At 69.5% G+C, this 14,536-nt stretch carries 13 protein-coding genes and 1 pseudogene; 3 read left to right on the forward strand and 11 right to left on the reverse strand.

Annotation, left to right across the window (positions count from 1 at the left end):
• Nucleotides 1–28 precede the first annotated feature (28 nt).
• The 3 genes from H9L41_RS08255 to H9L41_RS08265 all read left to right on the forward strand — a co-directional run bounded on the left by H9L41_RS08255 (nucleotide 29) and on the right by H9L41_RS08265 (nucleotide 2,986).
• Nucleotides 29–889 carry a pirin family protein gene (locus H9L41_RS08255; protein WP_028446500.1) on the forward strand — a complete coding sequence of 287 codons (861 nt, stop codon included), beginning with the start codon at nucleotides 29–31 and terminating at the stop codon, nucleotides 887–889.
• 286 nt (nucleotides 890–1,175) lie between these two features.
• Nucleotides 1,176–2,045, forward strand: coding sequence for a pirin family protein (locus tag H9L41_RS08260; protein ID WP_028446501.1), 870 nt, complete (start codon nucleotides 1,176–1,178; stop codon nucleotides 2,043–2,045).
• Nucleotides 2,046–2,380: 335 nt separating this feature from the next.
• The gene (locus H9L41_RS08265; RefSeq protein ID WP_265583964.1) at nucleotides 2,381–2,986 is read left to right on the forward strand and encodes a bactofilin family protein; all 606 of its coding nucleotides are present in this window, start codon (nucleotides 2,381–2,383) and stop codon (nucleotides 2,984–2,986) included.
• Between the two features lie 274 nt (nucleotides 2,987–3,260).
• On the opposite strand, the gene H9L41_RS08270 is transcribed toward H9L41_RS08265, so the two are convergent.
• The 11 genes and pseudogenes from H9L41_RS08270 to H9L41_RS26105 all read right to left on the reverse strand — a co-directional run.
• Nucleotides 3,261–4,727, reverse strand: a complete 1,467-nt coding sequence (locus tag H9L41_RS08270) for a flagellin N-terminal helical domain-containing protein (RefSeq protein ID WP_187523755.1) — start codon at nucleotides 4,725–4,727, stop codon at nucleotides 3,261–3,263.
• Nucleotides 4,728–4,986: 259 nt separating this feature from the next.
• A complete protein-coding gene (locus tag H9L41_RS08275) occupies nucleotides 4,987–5,772 on the reverse strand; it encodes a LytR/AlgR family response regulator transcription factor (protein WP_028446524.1) in 786 nt (261 codons plus the stop codon).
• 241 nt (nucleotides 5,773–6,013) lie between these two features.
• A complete protein-coding gene (locus H9L41_RS24465; protein ID WP_265583965.1) occupies nucleotides 6,014–6,196 on the reverse strand; it encodes a sensor histidine kinase in 183 nt (60 codons plus the stop codon).
• Nucleotides 6,133–6,969: a sensor histidine kinase gene (locus H9L41_RS08280; RefSeq protein WP_265583966.1), complete on the reverse strand. Its 837-nt coding sequence runs from the start codon at nucleotides 6,967–6,969 to the stop codon at nucleotides 6,133–6,135. The genes H9L41_RS24465 and H9L41_RS08280 overlap by 64 nt, the downstream gene beginning before the upstream one ends.
• Before the next feature lie 220 nt (nucleotides 6,970–7,189).
• Nucleotides 7,190–9,670: a DNA translocase FtsK gene (locus tag H9L41_RS08285; RefSeq protein ID WP_051319072.1), complete on the reverse strand. Its 2,481-nt coding sequence runs from the start codon at nucleotides 9,668–9,670 to the stop codon at nucleotides 7,190–7,192.
• Nucleotides 9,671–10,056: 386 nt separating this feature from the next.
• Nucleotides 10,057–10,863 carry an isoaspartyl peptidase/L-asparaginase family protein gene (locus tag H9L41_RS08290; protein WP_506256283.1) on the reverse strand — a complete coding sequence of 269 codons (807 nt, stop codon included), beginning with the start codon at nucleotides 10,861–10,863 and terminating at the stop codon, nucleotides 10,057–10,059.
• A gap of 169 nt (nucleotides 10,864–11,032) precedes the next feature.
• Nucleotides 11,033–11,776 (reverse strand): lysophospholipid acyltransferase family protein, encoded by a 744-nt coding sequence (locus tag H9L41_RS08295; RefSeq protein WP_028446527.1) that lies wholly within the window; start codon nucleotides 11,774–11,776, stop codon nucleotides 11,033–11,035.
• A gap of 7 nt (nucleotides 11,777–11,783) precedes the next feature.
• The gene (locus H9L41_RS08300; RefSeq protein ID WP_028446528.1) at nucleotides 11,784–12,524 is read right to left on the reverse strand and encodes a flagellar motor protein; all 741 of its coding nucleotides are present in this window, start codon (nucleotides 12,522–12,524) and stop codon (nucleotides 11,784–11,786) included.
• Between the two features lie 148 nt (nucleotides 12,525–12,672).
• Nucleotides 12,673–13,419 (reverse strand): RNA polymerase sigma factor FliA, encoded by a 747-nt coding sequence (locus H9L41_RS08305; RefSeq protein WP_051319122.1) that lies wholly within the window; start codon nucleotides 13,417–13,419, stop codon nucleotides 12,673–12,675.
• 361 nt (nucleotides 13,420–13,780) lie between these two features.
• The gene (locus H9L41_RS25655) at nucleotides 13,781–14,275 is read right to left on the reverse strand and encodes an alpha-isopropylmalate synthase regulatory domain-containing protein (RefSeq protein WP_308419629.1); all 495 of its coding nucleotides are present in this window, start codon (nucleotides 14,273–14,275) and stop codon (nucleotides 13,781–13,783) included.
• 78 nt (nucleotides 14,276–14,353) lie between these two features.
• Nucleotides 14,354–14,479: pseudogene (locus H9L41_RS26105) on the reverse strand (hypothetical protein); the annotation flags it as partial.
• Nucleotides 14,480–14,536 lie beyond the last annotated feature (57 nt).

Genomic DNA, 14,536 nt, shown 5'->3' on the forward strand with positions numbered 1-14,536 from the left:
CGATCGAAACGACTGAAAGGATGCTGCCATGACCACCCACCTCAACCAGCCGCGCGAAGTCGAACGCCTCGTCAACGGCATGCCGACCTCGGACGGCGCCGGCGTGAAGCTGCTGCGCGTGCTGACCCAGGATCTGCAGCGCCGGCTCGACCCGTTCCTGATGCTCGACTACTTCCACAGCGACGATCCGGGCGACTACCTGGCCGGCTTCCCCGACCATCCGCACCGCGGCTTCGAGACCGTCACCTATATGCTGGCCGGCCGCATGCGCCATCGCGACAACGCCGGCAACGAGGGCCTGCTCGGCCCCGGCGGCGTGCAATGGATGACCGCCGGCCGCGGCATCGTCCACAGCGAGTTGCCGGAGCAGGAGGACGGGCTGATGCAGGGTTTCCAGTTGTGGCTCAACCTGCCGGGCCGCAACAAGATGACCACGCCCGCCTATCGCGACATCCCGGCCGACGAGATCCCGGTCGTGACGCGCGAGGACGGCGTGACGGTGAAGGTGATCGCCGGCGAGGCGCTCGGCGTGGCCGGCGCGGTCAGCCGGCCCGATACCGAGCCGCTCTACCTCGACGTCCAGTTGCCTGCCGGTACCCGTTTCGAGCAGCCGCTGCCGGCCGGTTTCAACGCCTTCGTCTATGTTTACGAGGGCCAGGCCCAGGTCGGCGGCCGCGCCCAGCCGGTCGCGGCGCGGCAGATGGCGGTGCTGGAGACGCGCGAGGAGCGCGACGGCGTGCGCGTGGCCGCGGGCGATGCGCCGGTCCGGCTGCTGCTGATCGCCGGCAAGCCGCTGCGCGAGAGCATCGCGCAATGGGGGCCGTTCGTGATGAACAGCCGCGAGGAGGTGATCCAGGCGGTCGAGGATTTCAACGCCGGCAAATTCTGAGCGGCCTCGACCCGTAGGTCGGGCTTTGCGCCCGACGGTGCACTGATGTAGGTCGGGCTTTACGCCCGACGGCGATCTTTATCAAGTGCGCTGTCGGGCGCAAAGCCCGACCCACATGCCGGCGCCAGGCCTGTACCTGCAGGAGCGGGTTCAGCCGCGAACCGGTGGCTGTTCCGCTGTCGCGATTCGCGGCTGAAGCCGCTCCTGCACAACCCCATCTCGTCGACGAACGATCCCCGGTCGCGGCTGCCTTCATTCAGCCGCGCCGGCTTCCCCGGAAAACACCATGTCCAGCATCCAGCACCTGCTCAAGCCACACGAACGCGACCTCGGCGGCTTCACCGTCAAGCGCCTCCTGCCCAGCCTGCCCAAGCAGGCGGTCGGGCCTTTCATCTTCTTCGACCACATGGGGCCGGCGGCGCAGGCGCCCGGCCAGGGCATGGACGTGCGGCCGCATCCGCACATCGGCCTGGCCACCGTCACCTACCTGTACGAAGGCGAGATCCTGCACCGCGACAGCCTGGGCAGCGTGCAGCGCATCCGCCCCGGTGACGTCAACTGGATGACGGCCGGCAGCGGCGTGGTGCATTCGGAGCGCTCGCCCGACGACGCGCGGGCGCGCGGCCAGACGCTGCACGGCCTGCAGACCTGGTTCGCGCTGCCCAAGCAGGACGAGGACGCCGCGCCCGGCTTCTGGCACCACCCGGCCGAGACGCTGCCGCTGCTGGAGGAGCCGGGCCTGAGCCTGCGCGTGGTGCTGGGCTCGGCCTATGGCGCGCGCTCGCCGGTGCACACCTATGGCGACACGCTCTACGTGGCCGGCGAGCTGGCGCCCGGCGCGGCCTTCGAGGTGCCGGCCGAGCACGCCGAGCGCGGCGTCTACGTGGCGCGCGGCCGGGTCGAGATCGACGGCGAGCCGGTCGAGGCCGGCCAGCTGGCCGTGCTGACGCCGGGCGTGGCCGTGACCGTGGCGGCGACCGCCGATACGCGGCTGTTGGTGCTCGGCGGCGAGCCGCTCGATGGCCCGCGCTTCATCTGGTGGAACTTCGTCGCCTCGAGCCGCGAGCGCATCGAGGAGGCCAAGCTGCGCTGGCAGGAAGGCCGCTTCCCGCAGGTGCCGGGCGAGACCGAGTTCATCCCGCTGCCGCAGCGCTGACGCTGTCGTCGTCGCCCGACGCGGCGAAATCCTTTGCAATCAGTCGAGTACGGCGTGCCGTCCGGTGCGCCGTCGTTTCATCGCGACAAACGGCCGCCGCCGTACCGGGCGCCCGGCGGCCAAGTCGCTGATTCCAGGCGCGAACTTCCGACTGGCACGATGCTTGATAGACAGCGCGGTCGCCGCCTCGTCCGGCGTTCCCCTGGGCGCCAGCCCTGTCCTGCATCCGTCGCAAAGGAAGACCCCATGTTCCAGAAGACCAGCCCCTGGCCCGCCACAATGCCAACGGCGAGCGCGATCCGCGCGCATCGCAGCCCGTCGAGCCGCGCCCCGCGGTGACGGGCACCGCCGCGCCGGGCATCGCCACATCGGGCGCCGCCGAGCCGCCGACCCTGGCCGACATGCTGCCGGCTTCGGCGCGGCCGGCCGAAGCGGCCGCCTTCGCGGTGTCGGCCTCCGATCTGCCGGAAAGCGGCGCGCGGCTGATCGTCGGCCCCAACGTCAAGCTCAAGGGCGCCGACATCCACGACTGCGACACGCTGGTGGTGGAAGGCCGGGTCGAGGCCACCATGGACAGCCGCGTGCTGCGCATCGCCGAGCAGGGCGCCTTCTCGGGCAAGGTCAGCATCGACGTGGCCGAGATCTACGGCCAGTTCGAGGGCGAGCTGACGGTGCGCAGCCAGTTGATCGTGCATGCCACCGGCCGGGTCAGCGGCACGGTGCGCTACGGCAAGCTGCTGGTGGAGGAGGGCGGGGAATTGTCGGGCGAGGTGCGCGCGCTGTCGGCGGCGGCCGAAGCCCGGGCCGAGCCGGCGCGGCGTTCGCCGCCTTACGAGCCGGCCCGGGTCGAACCGGTGAAGAGCGAGGGGGCGAGGGTGGAGCTGCTGCGTGGGGAGGGATTGCCGCGGGTGCAGACGGGGACGGGGGCTGAGGGTAGGTAGTGTGAGGTGCTAGGCGTGAGGTGTTAGGCGTGAGGTGTTAGGGGTGAGGTGTGAGGCGTAACCCCATCCCCACCCCAACCCTCCCCTTGAAGGGGAGGGAGCTGCACCGCGACACGTTTGACGATCACTGGCGACGGAGCTTTGCGCGCCTTGCTCCTCCCCCTTCAAGGGGGAGGCAGGGAGGGGGATGGGGTTACGCCTCACACCTCACGCCTCACCCCTCACATCCAAGGGGCGAACACCTCACGCTTCACCCCTTGCCCCCCACCTAAGATCAGCCGCGCAGCAGCGACAGCACATTGTTCGGCAAGGCGTTCGCCTGGGCCAGCATCGCCGTGCCGGCCTGCTGCAGAATCTGCGCCCGCGTCAGGTTGGCCGTTTCCGCGGCGAAGTCCGCATCCTTGATCCGCGACCGTGCGGCGTTCATGTTCTCGGACGAGCTTTCCAGGTTGGCGATCGTCGATTCGAACCGGCTCTGCAAGGCGCCGAAGTTGGCGCGCTGACCGTTCACCACCGCCAGCGCGCTGTCGACGATGCGCAGGGCCTGGGTGGCGTTGTCGAAGCTGGTCACGTCCAGCGTCGACACCGTCTTGAGGTTCGAGGTCAGCTGGTCGCCGGCCGCCACCGCGGTACCGAAGATCGAGGTGGTCAGCGCCGCGCCCGAGCTTTCGATCGTGTACGACTTGTCCGAGTCCAGCATGATCTGGCCGGCGATCATCAGCGTGCCCGAGGCACCGGTGGCCAGCGCCGCGCCGCCGCCCGACACCGCGCCCGCGTTGCCGCTGGCGGCCACCGTGAGCTTGATGTTCTCGCCCGCGTCCGAGGTCAGCACCACGCCGGTACCGGTGCTGTTGAGCTTGGCGGTCACGCCGGTCTTGGACGACTGGTTGTTGAACGCCGTCACCGCGTCGGCCAGGCCGGCCGACGTGGTGGCGTTGGTGATGTTGAAGGTCACCGTCTGGCCGGTGGTGTTGCTGCCGAAGGCGCTCAGCGTGTAGCTGCCGGTGGCGCCGAAGGTCAGCGTGGTCTCGGTGCGGGCCGCGGCGCGCACGCCGGTCTGGGTCTGGGCGTTGATCTTGTCGGCGATCGACTTGGCCGAGTCGGTGGTGCCGACGCTGATCGAGCCGCTGGCGGCGCCGCCGCGGATGATGATGCTGCCCGAGGCCGTCACGGCCACGCCGCCGGTGACCGCGGCGCCCGACGAGGTCGCGGTGATCGAGCCGACCTGGTTGGTGCCGTAGGCCGAGGTGCGGAAGTTGGCGGTGGTGGTGGTGACCGTCTGGTTGGCGTTGGCGCCGACCTGGAACACCGACGACGCTTGCGAACCGTCGAGCAGCTTGAGGCCGTTGAATTCGGTGGTGGTCGAGAAGCGGTCGAGCTCGGCGGTCAGCTGGCCGACTTCGGCGTTGATCGCCAGGCGGTCGGACGAGGAATTGGTGGCGTTGGACGACTGCACCGCCAGTTCGCGGATCCGTTGCAGGATGTCGCCCATCTTGCTCAGGGCGCCTTCGGCGGTCTGGGTCAGCGACACGCCGTCGTTGGCGTTGCGGCGGGCCTGGTCCATGCCGCGGATCTGGGCGCTGAAGCGCTCCGAGATCGCCAGGCCGGCGGCGTCGTCCTTGGCCGAATTGATGCGCAGGCCGGAAGACAGGCGTTGCAGCGAGGTGTTCAGGCTCGACGAAGCGGTCGAGAGATTGCGCTGAGAGTTCAGCGAAGCGACATTGGTGTTGATGACTTGCATGGCGTGGGCCTCTCGAAGTTGTCGGGCTGCGGTCACGCGCTGTGTGCCGCGGCGGAACGGAACTGGATGTGTCCCGGTGATGCCCGCTTATCGGAAACCGCCACGAAAACTTGAATGCCGGTTGTTGCAGATATTTCGGCATTCCGGCCTGCAAGCGGCCTGCAGCCTTGCGCTCACGGCATCGGCCGGCATGCGCGAAGAGGTCGATGCAGCCGCCCGCCGCGCCCACCGCGGGCGCGGGGCGAACCGGCCGGAGGACCTACATGTGCTTGAACAGGTGGTTGTAGCTGCGGCTCACTTCGAGTTTTTCCGGGCTGCCGCGCAGCGCCACGATCTGCTGGCCGCGGAAGTCGCGGCTGACCTCGGTGATGGCGGTCACCCGCACCAGGATGGCGCGGTGGATCTGCCAGAACTCCTCCGGATCGAGCTCGTCGACCAGTTCCTTGATCGGCTTGCGGATCAGCGCCTCGTAGCCCTCGGTCTGCACCCGGGTGTACTTGTCCTCGGCGCGGAAGAACAGCACTTCGCTGGTCGGGATCATGCGGATGTTGTTGCCGACGCTGGCCTGGATCCAGCGCAGGTATTCGCGCGGCCTGGCCTCGACCGCGCCGCTGCCGCCGCCGAGCCGCTGCGACAGCTTGTCCAGCAGCGCCTCCATGTCGTCGGGCTGCTTGCCGAGCCGGGCCTTGAGCCGCTCGACCGCGACCTTGAGCCGCTCGGGATCGGCCGGCTTGAGCAGGTAGTCGACCGCGCCCTGGTCGAAGGCCTCGACCGCGTACTGGTCGTAGGCGGTCACGAACACCACGTGGCACTGGCCGGCCAACGCCTTGGCGGCTTCCACGCCGGTCATCTCGGGCATGCGGATGTCGAGGAAGACGATGTCGGGCTCCTGGCTGCGCACCAGCGCGACCGCCTCGCGGCCGTTGGCGGCCTCGCCGACGATGACCAGCTCGGGCCAGGCTTCGCGCAGCCGGCCGATGATCTGTTCGCGCATCAGCCGCTCGTCGTCGGCGATGACGGCGGTCGGCGCGGGATTGCGGTCCATGGTGTTCCTCCTCTGGGTTCGGGGTGGCGGCGATTGTTTGCCAGCCGGGCCGATCGATCAAGCCGGCCGCCGGCTGGCGTTGCGCGGCGCACGAAAGCGCGCAGGCCGGCCGGAGTCTCCTCCCGCCGGCCTGCCTTCGGCCCGGTTCGGTCACGATCCTGCAGGCGGCGCGGATCCGGATCGTCCCCTTCGGGAGCGCGGCCGCGTTTCACCTGTCACGTTTCACTTTCCACGGCGCTTCTCAGTGCTTGCCGAGGTCGATCGCGCCGCGCGGCGCGGCGGTCTCGGCGCCGCCCTTGGGCGCCACCTCGTAGGGCACCCGGATGGTGGCCTTGGTGCCGCCGCCGAGCGGGACCAGGATCACCAGTTCGGCCGCGCCGTCGTACAGCGCCTTGAGCCGCTCGCGGATGTTGGCGAGGCCCACGCCGCCCGACGATTTGGGGCGAAGCCCAGGCCCGAGTCGGTGACGCTGACCTCGAGCATGCCGTCGCGGATCTCGGCTGCGATCTCCAGCCGGCCGCCCTCGGCCTTCGGTTCCAGGCCGTGCTTGATCGAATTCTCGACCAGGGTCTGCAGCATCATCGAGGGGAACACCGCCGACTTGAGGCCGTCCGGCACGTTCACCGCCGGCTGCAGCCGTTCTTCCATGCGTACCTGCATGATCTCGAGGAAGGCGGTCGACAGCGCCACCTGCTGGCCCAGCGAGGGCCGGCCGCCTTCGCGCATCTGCGGCAGCGCCGAGCGCAGGTAGCGGATCAGCGACTGCTGCATCTTGGAGGCGCGCGGCGGGTCGGTCTGGATCAGCTGGTCGATGCTGGCCAGCGTGTTGAACAGGAAGTGCGGCTCGATCTGCGCCTGCAGCGCTTCCATCCGCGCTTCCAGCAGGCTGCGGTGCAACTGCTCGGTGTCGGCCCGCTCGGTGGCCTGCTCGGCGGTCTGCTCGGCGCGGTGCTTCCCGCCGGCCAGCACCTTGATGATGATGATGATCAGGAAGAAGGGCAGCAGCTGCTCGGGGTCGCGGAACACGAAGCTCGCGGTGACGAACACCAGGAACATCACGATCGCCAGCTGCTTCTTCGGCACCACCGCCAGCCAGTCGAAGAATTGCCACCACAGCTTGACCAGCATCTTCCAGATTTCGCGCATCGAATCGTTCATGGATTCCGTCGTGTTCTTGTAGTCGCCAGGCTTTTTCATCGCCTTTTCTCCATCGGGTTCATATCGGGGCGACGGGTATCGTCCGCCATGTGGCCACTCTAGGGGGCGTGGCCGCTCGCTTCGAGCACGGCAGGACGTACTGCGCCAGCGGTGGGATACGACGCAACTGGCGGGGATGAAATGTCGGAAAGGGGGACGAACGGCGGGACGGCCGGCACGCGCCGGCCGCCGGTTTGCCGGCACCGGAGGGCCGGCCCCTTCACTCCTCGCGGGCCGGGACCAGTACGGTGCGGTTGCCGTTGGTCTCCATCGGGCTGACCAGGCCGGCCTGCTCCATCTGCTCGATCAGCCGCGCGGCGCGGTTGTAGCCGATGCGCAGGTCGCGCTGCACCGAGGAGATCGAGGCCTTGCGCGTGCGCAGCACGAAGGCCACGGCGCGGTCGTACAGCTCGTCGCCCTCGCTGCCCTCGCCGCCGCCGGTGAGGCCGAACTCGCCGCTCCCGCCGCCGTCGCCGCCCATGCCCTCGACCGAGCCGGTGAGGATGCCCTCGATATAGTTCGGCTCGCCCTGGCTCTTCAGGTATTCGACCACCGCGTGCACTTCCTCGTCGGCCACGAAGGCGCCGTGAATGCGCTGCGGGTAGCCGCTGCCGGGCGGCAGGAACAGGCCGTCGCCCTGGCCCAGCAGCGCCTCGGCGCCCATCTGGTCGAGGATGGTGCGGCTGTCGATCTTGCTCGACACCTGGAAGGCGCAGCGGGTCGGGATATTGGCCTTGATCAGGCCGGTGATCACGTCGACCGACGGCCGCTGGGTGGCCAGGATCAGGTGGATGCCGGCGGCGCGGGCCTTCTGCGCCAGCCGCGCGATCAGTTCCTCGATCTTCTTGCCGGCCACCATCATCAGGTCGGCCAGCTCGTCGATCATCACCACGATCAGCGGCAGCGGCTCGAGCGGCTCGGGATTGTCGGGCGTCAGGCTGAACGGGTTGGTCAGCTTGTCGCCGCGCTTCTCGGCGTCCTTGAGCTTCTGGTTGAAGCCGGCCAGGTTGCGCACGCCCATCGCGCTCATCAGCCGGTAGCGTTTCTCCATCTCGGCCACGCACCAGTTGAGCGCGTTGGCGGCGTGCTTCATGTCGGTCACCACCGGCGCTAGGAGGTGCGGGATGCCCTCGTAGATGCTCAGTTCCAGCATCTTGGGGTCGACCATGATCAGCCGCACCTCGTCGGGCGTGGCCTTGTACAGGAAGGACAGGATGATGGCGTTCATCGCCACCGACTTGCCCGAGCCGGTGGTGCCGGCCACCAGCATGTGCGGCGCCTTGGCCAGGTCGGTGACCACCGGCTTGCCGGAAATATCTTTGCCCATCGCCATGGTCAGGAGCGAAGCCGAGTCGTGGTAGGACTGCGAGCCGAGGATCTCGGACAGCCGCACGATCTGGCGCTTGGGGTTGGGCAGCTCGAGGCCCATGTAGGTCTTGCCCGGGATGGTCTCGACCACCCGGATGCTCACGAGGCTCAGCGCGCGCGCCAGGTCCTTCATCAGGTTGACGATCTGGCTGCCCTTCACGCCGACCGCCGGCTCGATCTCGTAGCGGGTGATCACCGGGCCGGGGTAGGCGGCCACCACCTTCACCTCGACGCCGAACTCGGCCAGCTTGCGTTCGATCAGCCGCGAGGTGTACTCGAGCGTCTCGTGGCTCACCACCTCCTGGGTCGACGGCGGCGGCGCCAGCAGGGTGATGCTGGGCAGCTCGGTGCGGCCGCTCTGCACCAGCGCCGGGGTCTTCTTGCTGACCGTCTTCTGCCGCAGCGGCGCCGCGGCGGCGGCCGGCGCGGCCGGTTCCTCCCACGGTGGCAGGTCTTCGGCGGCGAACAGCGAGGGCTGGGCCTCGGCGCGGCGCGCCTGCTCCTGCGCCTTCTCCTCGGCGCGGCGCTCGGCCTCGATCTCCTTGAGCACCGCCTTGGACGGCGCGATCTCGAGCGTCGGCTCCTCGATGCGCAGCGCCGGCGCCTCGTCGATCTTCTGCTTGCCGACCGTCACCCGCGCCTCGCGCGCGATGGCGGCCTCGGCGCCGATGCGGCGGTCCTGCCGCGCCTGCCAGCCGTTGAACACGCGCAGCGCGCTGTCCTCGATCCAGCCGCCGACGCGTTCCATCAGCGCCAGCCACGACACCCCGGTGAACAGCGACAGGCCGATGGCGAGGCCGGCCAGCAGCGCCAGCGTGGCGCCGATGAAGCCGAGGCCGTGGTAGAGCCAGCTACCCAGCGCGAAGCCGAGGATGCCGCCCGGCTTGTCGGGCAGCGACCAGTGCATGCCGTGCAGCCGCAGCGCTTCCATGCTCGAGCTCGACAGCAGCAGCAGCAGGTAGCCGACCACCGCCACCGTGGCCAGCCGGCCGTTCTGCGTCACCTTCTCGAGCCGGCGGTAGCCCCACAGGATGGCGGCCAGGCAGAACACCACCCACCACCAGGCCGACAGCCCGAACATCGCCAGCAGCACGTCGGCCAGCCAGGCGCCCAGCGTGCCGCCCTTGTTGCTGACCACCGCCTGGCTGCGCGCATGCGACCAGCCCGGATCGGCCGGGTTGTAGCTGGCCAGGATGATGACCAGGTAGATGCCGGCCACCACGGCCGCCAGCCACCAGCTCTCGCGCAATACGGCGGCGAACTGGGGCGGCAGCGGCACGCCGTCGCGTTTGGGCGGATTGGGCTGGTTCTTGGGGCGGCGGGAGAACAGCATGGGCGCTACGGCTCGGCAGAGGGATCGGGGCGATTATACCCGGCCGTCATTTGAACGGCCGGCAGCGCGCGGCGATGCGCGGGCCGGCGGACATGGTACGCGCGTCGCGCCGGGGTGGGGCGAGTGCGGCGCAGGCCCGATGGACGGGCGGCGCCAGTGTCGCGTGGGCGCGTTGCAGGAGCGGCTTCAGCCGCGAATCGGCCGAAGCGATGGCCCGCCCTGCAGGGCTGAGCCGCGTCTACGGAGAAATTCCAGGTAGGTCGGGCTTTATGCCCGACAGCGCTGTCGATCGAGGCCGCTGTCGGGCATAAAGCCCGACCTACCACGCTCGCGTGTCGAATCTGCTGTCGGGAAGCACGGCTACGCGACGTACCGTCCAGGCTCGCTCAGCGGAAGATGGCGACGCTGCGGCGGCCGTCGATGTCGACCGAGGCGCGGTACATGCCCTCGGTGTTGAACGGCATGGCGATATTGCCTTCCCAGTCGATCGCGATCAGGCCGCCGCTGCCGCCGAGCTCGATCAGCTGGCCGAAGACCAGGTCGTCGCAGGCGTCGACCAGCGACTGGTTCAGGTAGCGCAGCCGGCTGGCCACCTCGTGCGCGGCGGCGCTGCGCACGAACAGCTCGCCGTGGCCGGTGCAGGACACCGCCACCAGGTCGTCGGCCCAGGTGCCGGCGCCGATCATCGCGCTGTCGCCGATACGGCCGGCCATCTTGGCGGTGCGGCCGCCGGTCGAGGTGGCGGCCGCCAGCCGGCCGCTGGCGTCGAGCGCCACCGCGCCGACCGTGCCGTGCTTGACCTGCTCGGAGGCGTCGCGCTCGCTGCCGCCGGCGCCGAGCCGCGCCAGCTCGGACTGCAAGGCATCCCAGCGCGACTGGGTGAAGAAGTACTCGGGCGGCGCCATGGCCAGGCCCTGCTCCTCGGCGAAGCGGTCGGCCGCCTCGAAGCCCAGCGACACGTGCGGGGTGTGCGCCATCACCATCCGTGCCAGCTCGACCGGGTTGCGCGTGCGGCGCACGCCGACCACGCTGCCGGCGGCGCGGGTGGCGCCGTCCATGATCGAGGCCTCGAGCTCGACGAAGCCCTGGTCGTTGAACACCGCGCCGCGGCCGGCGTTGAACAGCGGGTTGTCCTCCAGCGTGCGCACCGCGGCCAGCACCGCGTCGACCGCGGCGCGGCCGCCTTGCAGCATGGCCAGCCCGGCGTCGAGCGCGGCGTCGAGGCCGGCGTGCAGCTCGGCTTCGCGTTCGGGGTCAGGTCGGCCTGGCGCAGGGTGCCGGCGCCGCCGTGGAGGGCGAGGGCGAATTTCATGGTCGGGGCATCGCGTGCGTGGGGTTGGTCGGCGCTGCGCGGCTTCCGCCCTAGGCCAGGAAACGCCGCTCCCATTCCTGGTAGAGCCGGTAGGCGTGTTCCTTCATGGCCTCGGGCGAATCGAAGCGGCCCGGATCGATGGGCTCGAATACATGGTAGTCGGCGCGCGGGTTGCTCGCCGTGCCGATTTGCCACAGCTTGAGCAGCAGGTGCTGGTCGCCCCATTCGAAGGTTTCCTGCGCCGGGTAGTGCAGGAACACCGGCACGATCGGCACGCCGCTGTCGAAGCTCGCCACGAAGGCGCCGCTGAAGAAGCGGCCAGCCAGCCGGCGGCCCTTGCAGCCGCCTTCGGGATACAGCGCCAGCCGGTCGCCGGCGCGCGCCGCGTCGCTCAGCGCCTGGCTGGCGGCGCGGCGCGATTCGGCCGATTCGCGCCGCACGAACAGCGTGTCGGCCGCGCGGGCGATGCGGCCCAGCAGCGGCCAGTCGGCCACCTCCGCCTTGGCCAGCGAGCGGACCGGGAACAGCGCGGGGATGCCGATGTCCTCGAAGGCGGACGGGTGGTTGGCGATCAGCACGTAGCGCTCGGGCAGGACGCCGCGGTAGTGCTGGTGCAGCCGCAGTTCGACCCCGAGCGCCCGCACGAAGCAGCGGCACCAGGCATGGAACAGCGGCGGGTAGATGCGCCGCAGCAGCGCTTGCGGCAATACGGCCAGCGCCAGCATCGGCACGGTGAACAGGACCAGGTCGACGATCGCGAGCAGGCGCCAGGCGAGGCGGAGCAGTGCGATCATGGGCGGCTCAGATCAGGAACCCGCGCAGCTTGCTCTCGATGATGCGCGGATTCTCGCCGTGGGCGATCGCCACCAGGCCCTCGGTGACCATCTCGCGCCGTTTCACTTCGACCGCGATCAGGTGCTTGAGCTTGTTGGAGATCGGCAGGAAGAACAGGTTGGCCGAGCCAACGCCGTAGATGGTGGCGACGAAGGCCACCGCGATGCCGGAGCCGAGCTTGGCCGGCTCGCTGAGGTTTTCCATCACGTGGATCAGGCCCATCACCGCGCCCAGGATGCCGATGGTCGGCGCATAGCCGCCGGCCGATTCCCAGATCTTGGCGGCGGCGCGGTGCTTCTCCTCGTAGGCGCCGATCTCCAGTTCCATGGTGTGGCGGATCGCCTCGGGCTCGGCGCCGTCGACCAGCATCTGCAGCGCGCGCTTGACGAACGGATCCTTCTCGCCCATCAGCGGCGTTTCCAGCGCCAGGAGGCCGCCGCGGCGGGCGGTATTGCTCCAGTTCACCACCGCCTTGACCTGGGCTTCGAGCTCCAGCGCCGGCGGCAGGATGATCCAGCGCGCCAGCCGGATGCCGTTCATGAAGGTGTCGAGCGTGCTTTGCAGCAGCACCGCGCCGATGGTGCCGCCGATCACGATGAGGAAGGCAGTGAATTGCAGCAGCGAGGAAATCCGGCCGCCTTCGAGCAATTGGCCGCCGATGATGGCGATGAGGCCCAGCAGCAGGCCGATCAGGCTCAGTCTGTCCATGTATTCGGATGATGTGGTGGTGGGAGATCGAACCTTGGCGGGTTATAGCAGATTTGCCCGCCGGGCCGTAGCTTCAAATGCGCTGCATGCCGCGCCGGGAGCGGCATGGCGCCATGCGGCGACGCCGCGCGCCGGCGCAGCGCGCCGGCTATTTCCGGGTCCAGTCGCTCAGCCGGGCGCGCAGCCGCGCCACCGCCTGGCTGTGCAGCTGGCAGACGCGCGACTCGGAGACGTTGAGTACCGCGCCGATTTCCTTGAGGTTCAGTTCCTGCTCGTAGTAGAGCGCCATGACCATCTTCTCGCGCTCGGGCAACTGCTCGACGCCCTCGATCAGCACGCGGCGGAAATCGTTGTCGTCGAGTTCGTTGAGCGGATCGGCGTTGTCGTCGGCGGCCAGGCTGTCGAGCGGGCTGCGGCCCTCGTCCTCGCCGTCGTGGTCGTCGTAGTAGATCAGCTGGTGGCCGCGGCAGTCGGCCAGCAACGCCTGGTACTCGGCCAGCGGCAGGCCCATCGCCTCGGCCACTTCGGATTCGCTCGGCGCGCGGCCGAGCTTGTGCTCGACCTTGGAGATCGCCTTCTCGATGTCGCGCATCGAGCGGCGCAGCTGGCGCGGCAGCCAGTCGGCCTCGCGCAGCTCGTCGAGCATCGCGCCGCGGATGCGCTGGGTGGCGTAGGTCTCGAACTGGACGCCGGCGAGCGGATCGAAATTGCGCGCGGCGTCCATCAGGCCGATCAGGCCGGCCTGGATCAGGTCGTCCACCTCCACGCTGGCCGGCAGTTTCGCCACCATGTGGTAGGCCAGCTTCTTGACCAGCGGCGCGTAGTCGGCGACACGCTGCTCCACCGGGTCGGCGGCGTGTTGGCGGTAGGCGCCGATCGCACGGGAGGAGGACATCATCGAATCAGGCTGGAAATGTGTGCTTCTTTATCGGATAGACCGCGGGCTTTGCCAACGGCCGGCGAAGATTAGCAATCGCCTGTAAGACTGACAATCGGCGCGGCGACAAGTGCCGAAGGCCATTGCGGCGGCGCGGCGCTGCCGTTCGGGCCGGTTCGGTCATGCCGGCGTCGTAGGTGGGCGGAACCGTTGGGCGGCAGGCCGTCCGCGCCGGCGCGTGGCTGCATGCCGGCGAGGAAGACGGCGCATCATGGCCATCCGTCCCGTTCCCATCGCTTGTGGCGATCCGTCCCAATCGCTTGTGGCGATCCGTCCCAATCGCTTGTGGCGATTGGGACGGTGGCTCGACCGGCTGCGCTTATGCCGCAGCGGTCGTGCAAGCCTGCGCAGACGCGATGCGTGCCTGCGCGCGATTGGCGGCGCCGATCAGCGCCTGCAAGGATGCGGTGACGATGTTGGCCGACAGGCCGACGCCGTAGACGGCGCCGTCTACGCCGTCGAAGGCGATCTCGACGAAGGCGACGGCGCGGGCGTCGGCGCCGTGGCCGAGCGAGCGTTCTTCATAGCTCAGCACCTTGAGCGGCAGGCCGAGCGCGTCGGTCGCGGCGGCGATCGGGCCGTTGCCGGCGCCTTCGAGCCGCTGCGAATGGCCGCCGCGCTCGACCACCAGCTCGATGCGCTGCGCCTCGCCGTCCTCGTCGAGGTGATGGCCGTGCAGCCGCAGCGGCGCCTGCGCCTCGAGGTATTCGCGCGAGAACAGCCGCCACAGCGCGTCGGCGCTCATCTCGCCGCCGCTGGCGTCGGTATGGCGCTGCACCACGCCGCTGAACTCGACCTGCAGCCGGCGCGGCATGACCAGGCCATAGTGGCTCTCCAGCAGGTAGGCGATGCCGCCTTTGCCCGACTGGCTGTTGACCCGGATGATCGATTCGTAGCTGCGGCCGAGGTCGGCCGGGTCGATCGGCAGGTAGGGCACGTCCCAGATGTCGCCGTCGCGCCGCGCGGCGAGGCCCTTCTTGATCGCGTCCTGGTGCGAGCCGGAGAAGGCGGTGAACACCAGGTCGCCGACGTAGGGTGGCGCGGGTGGATCGGCAGCTGGGTGCAGTGCTCGACG

The sequence above is a fragment of the Chitinimonas koreensis genome, from assembly GCF_014353015.1.
GTDB classification, from domain to species: Bacteria; Pseudomonadota; Gammaproteobacteria; order Burkholderiales; family Chitinimonadaceae; genus Chitinimonas; species Chitinimonas koreensis.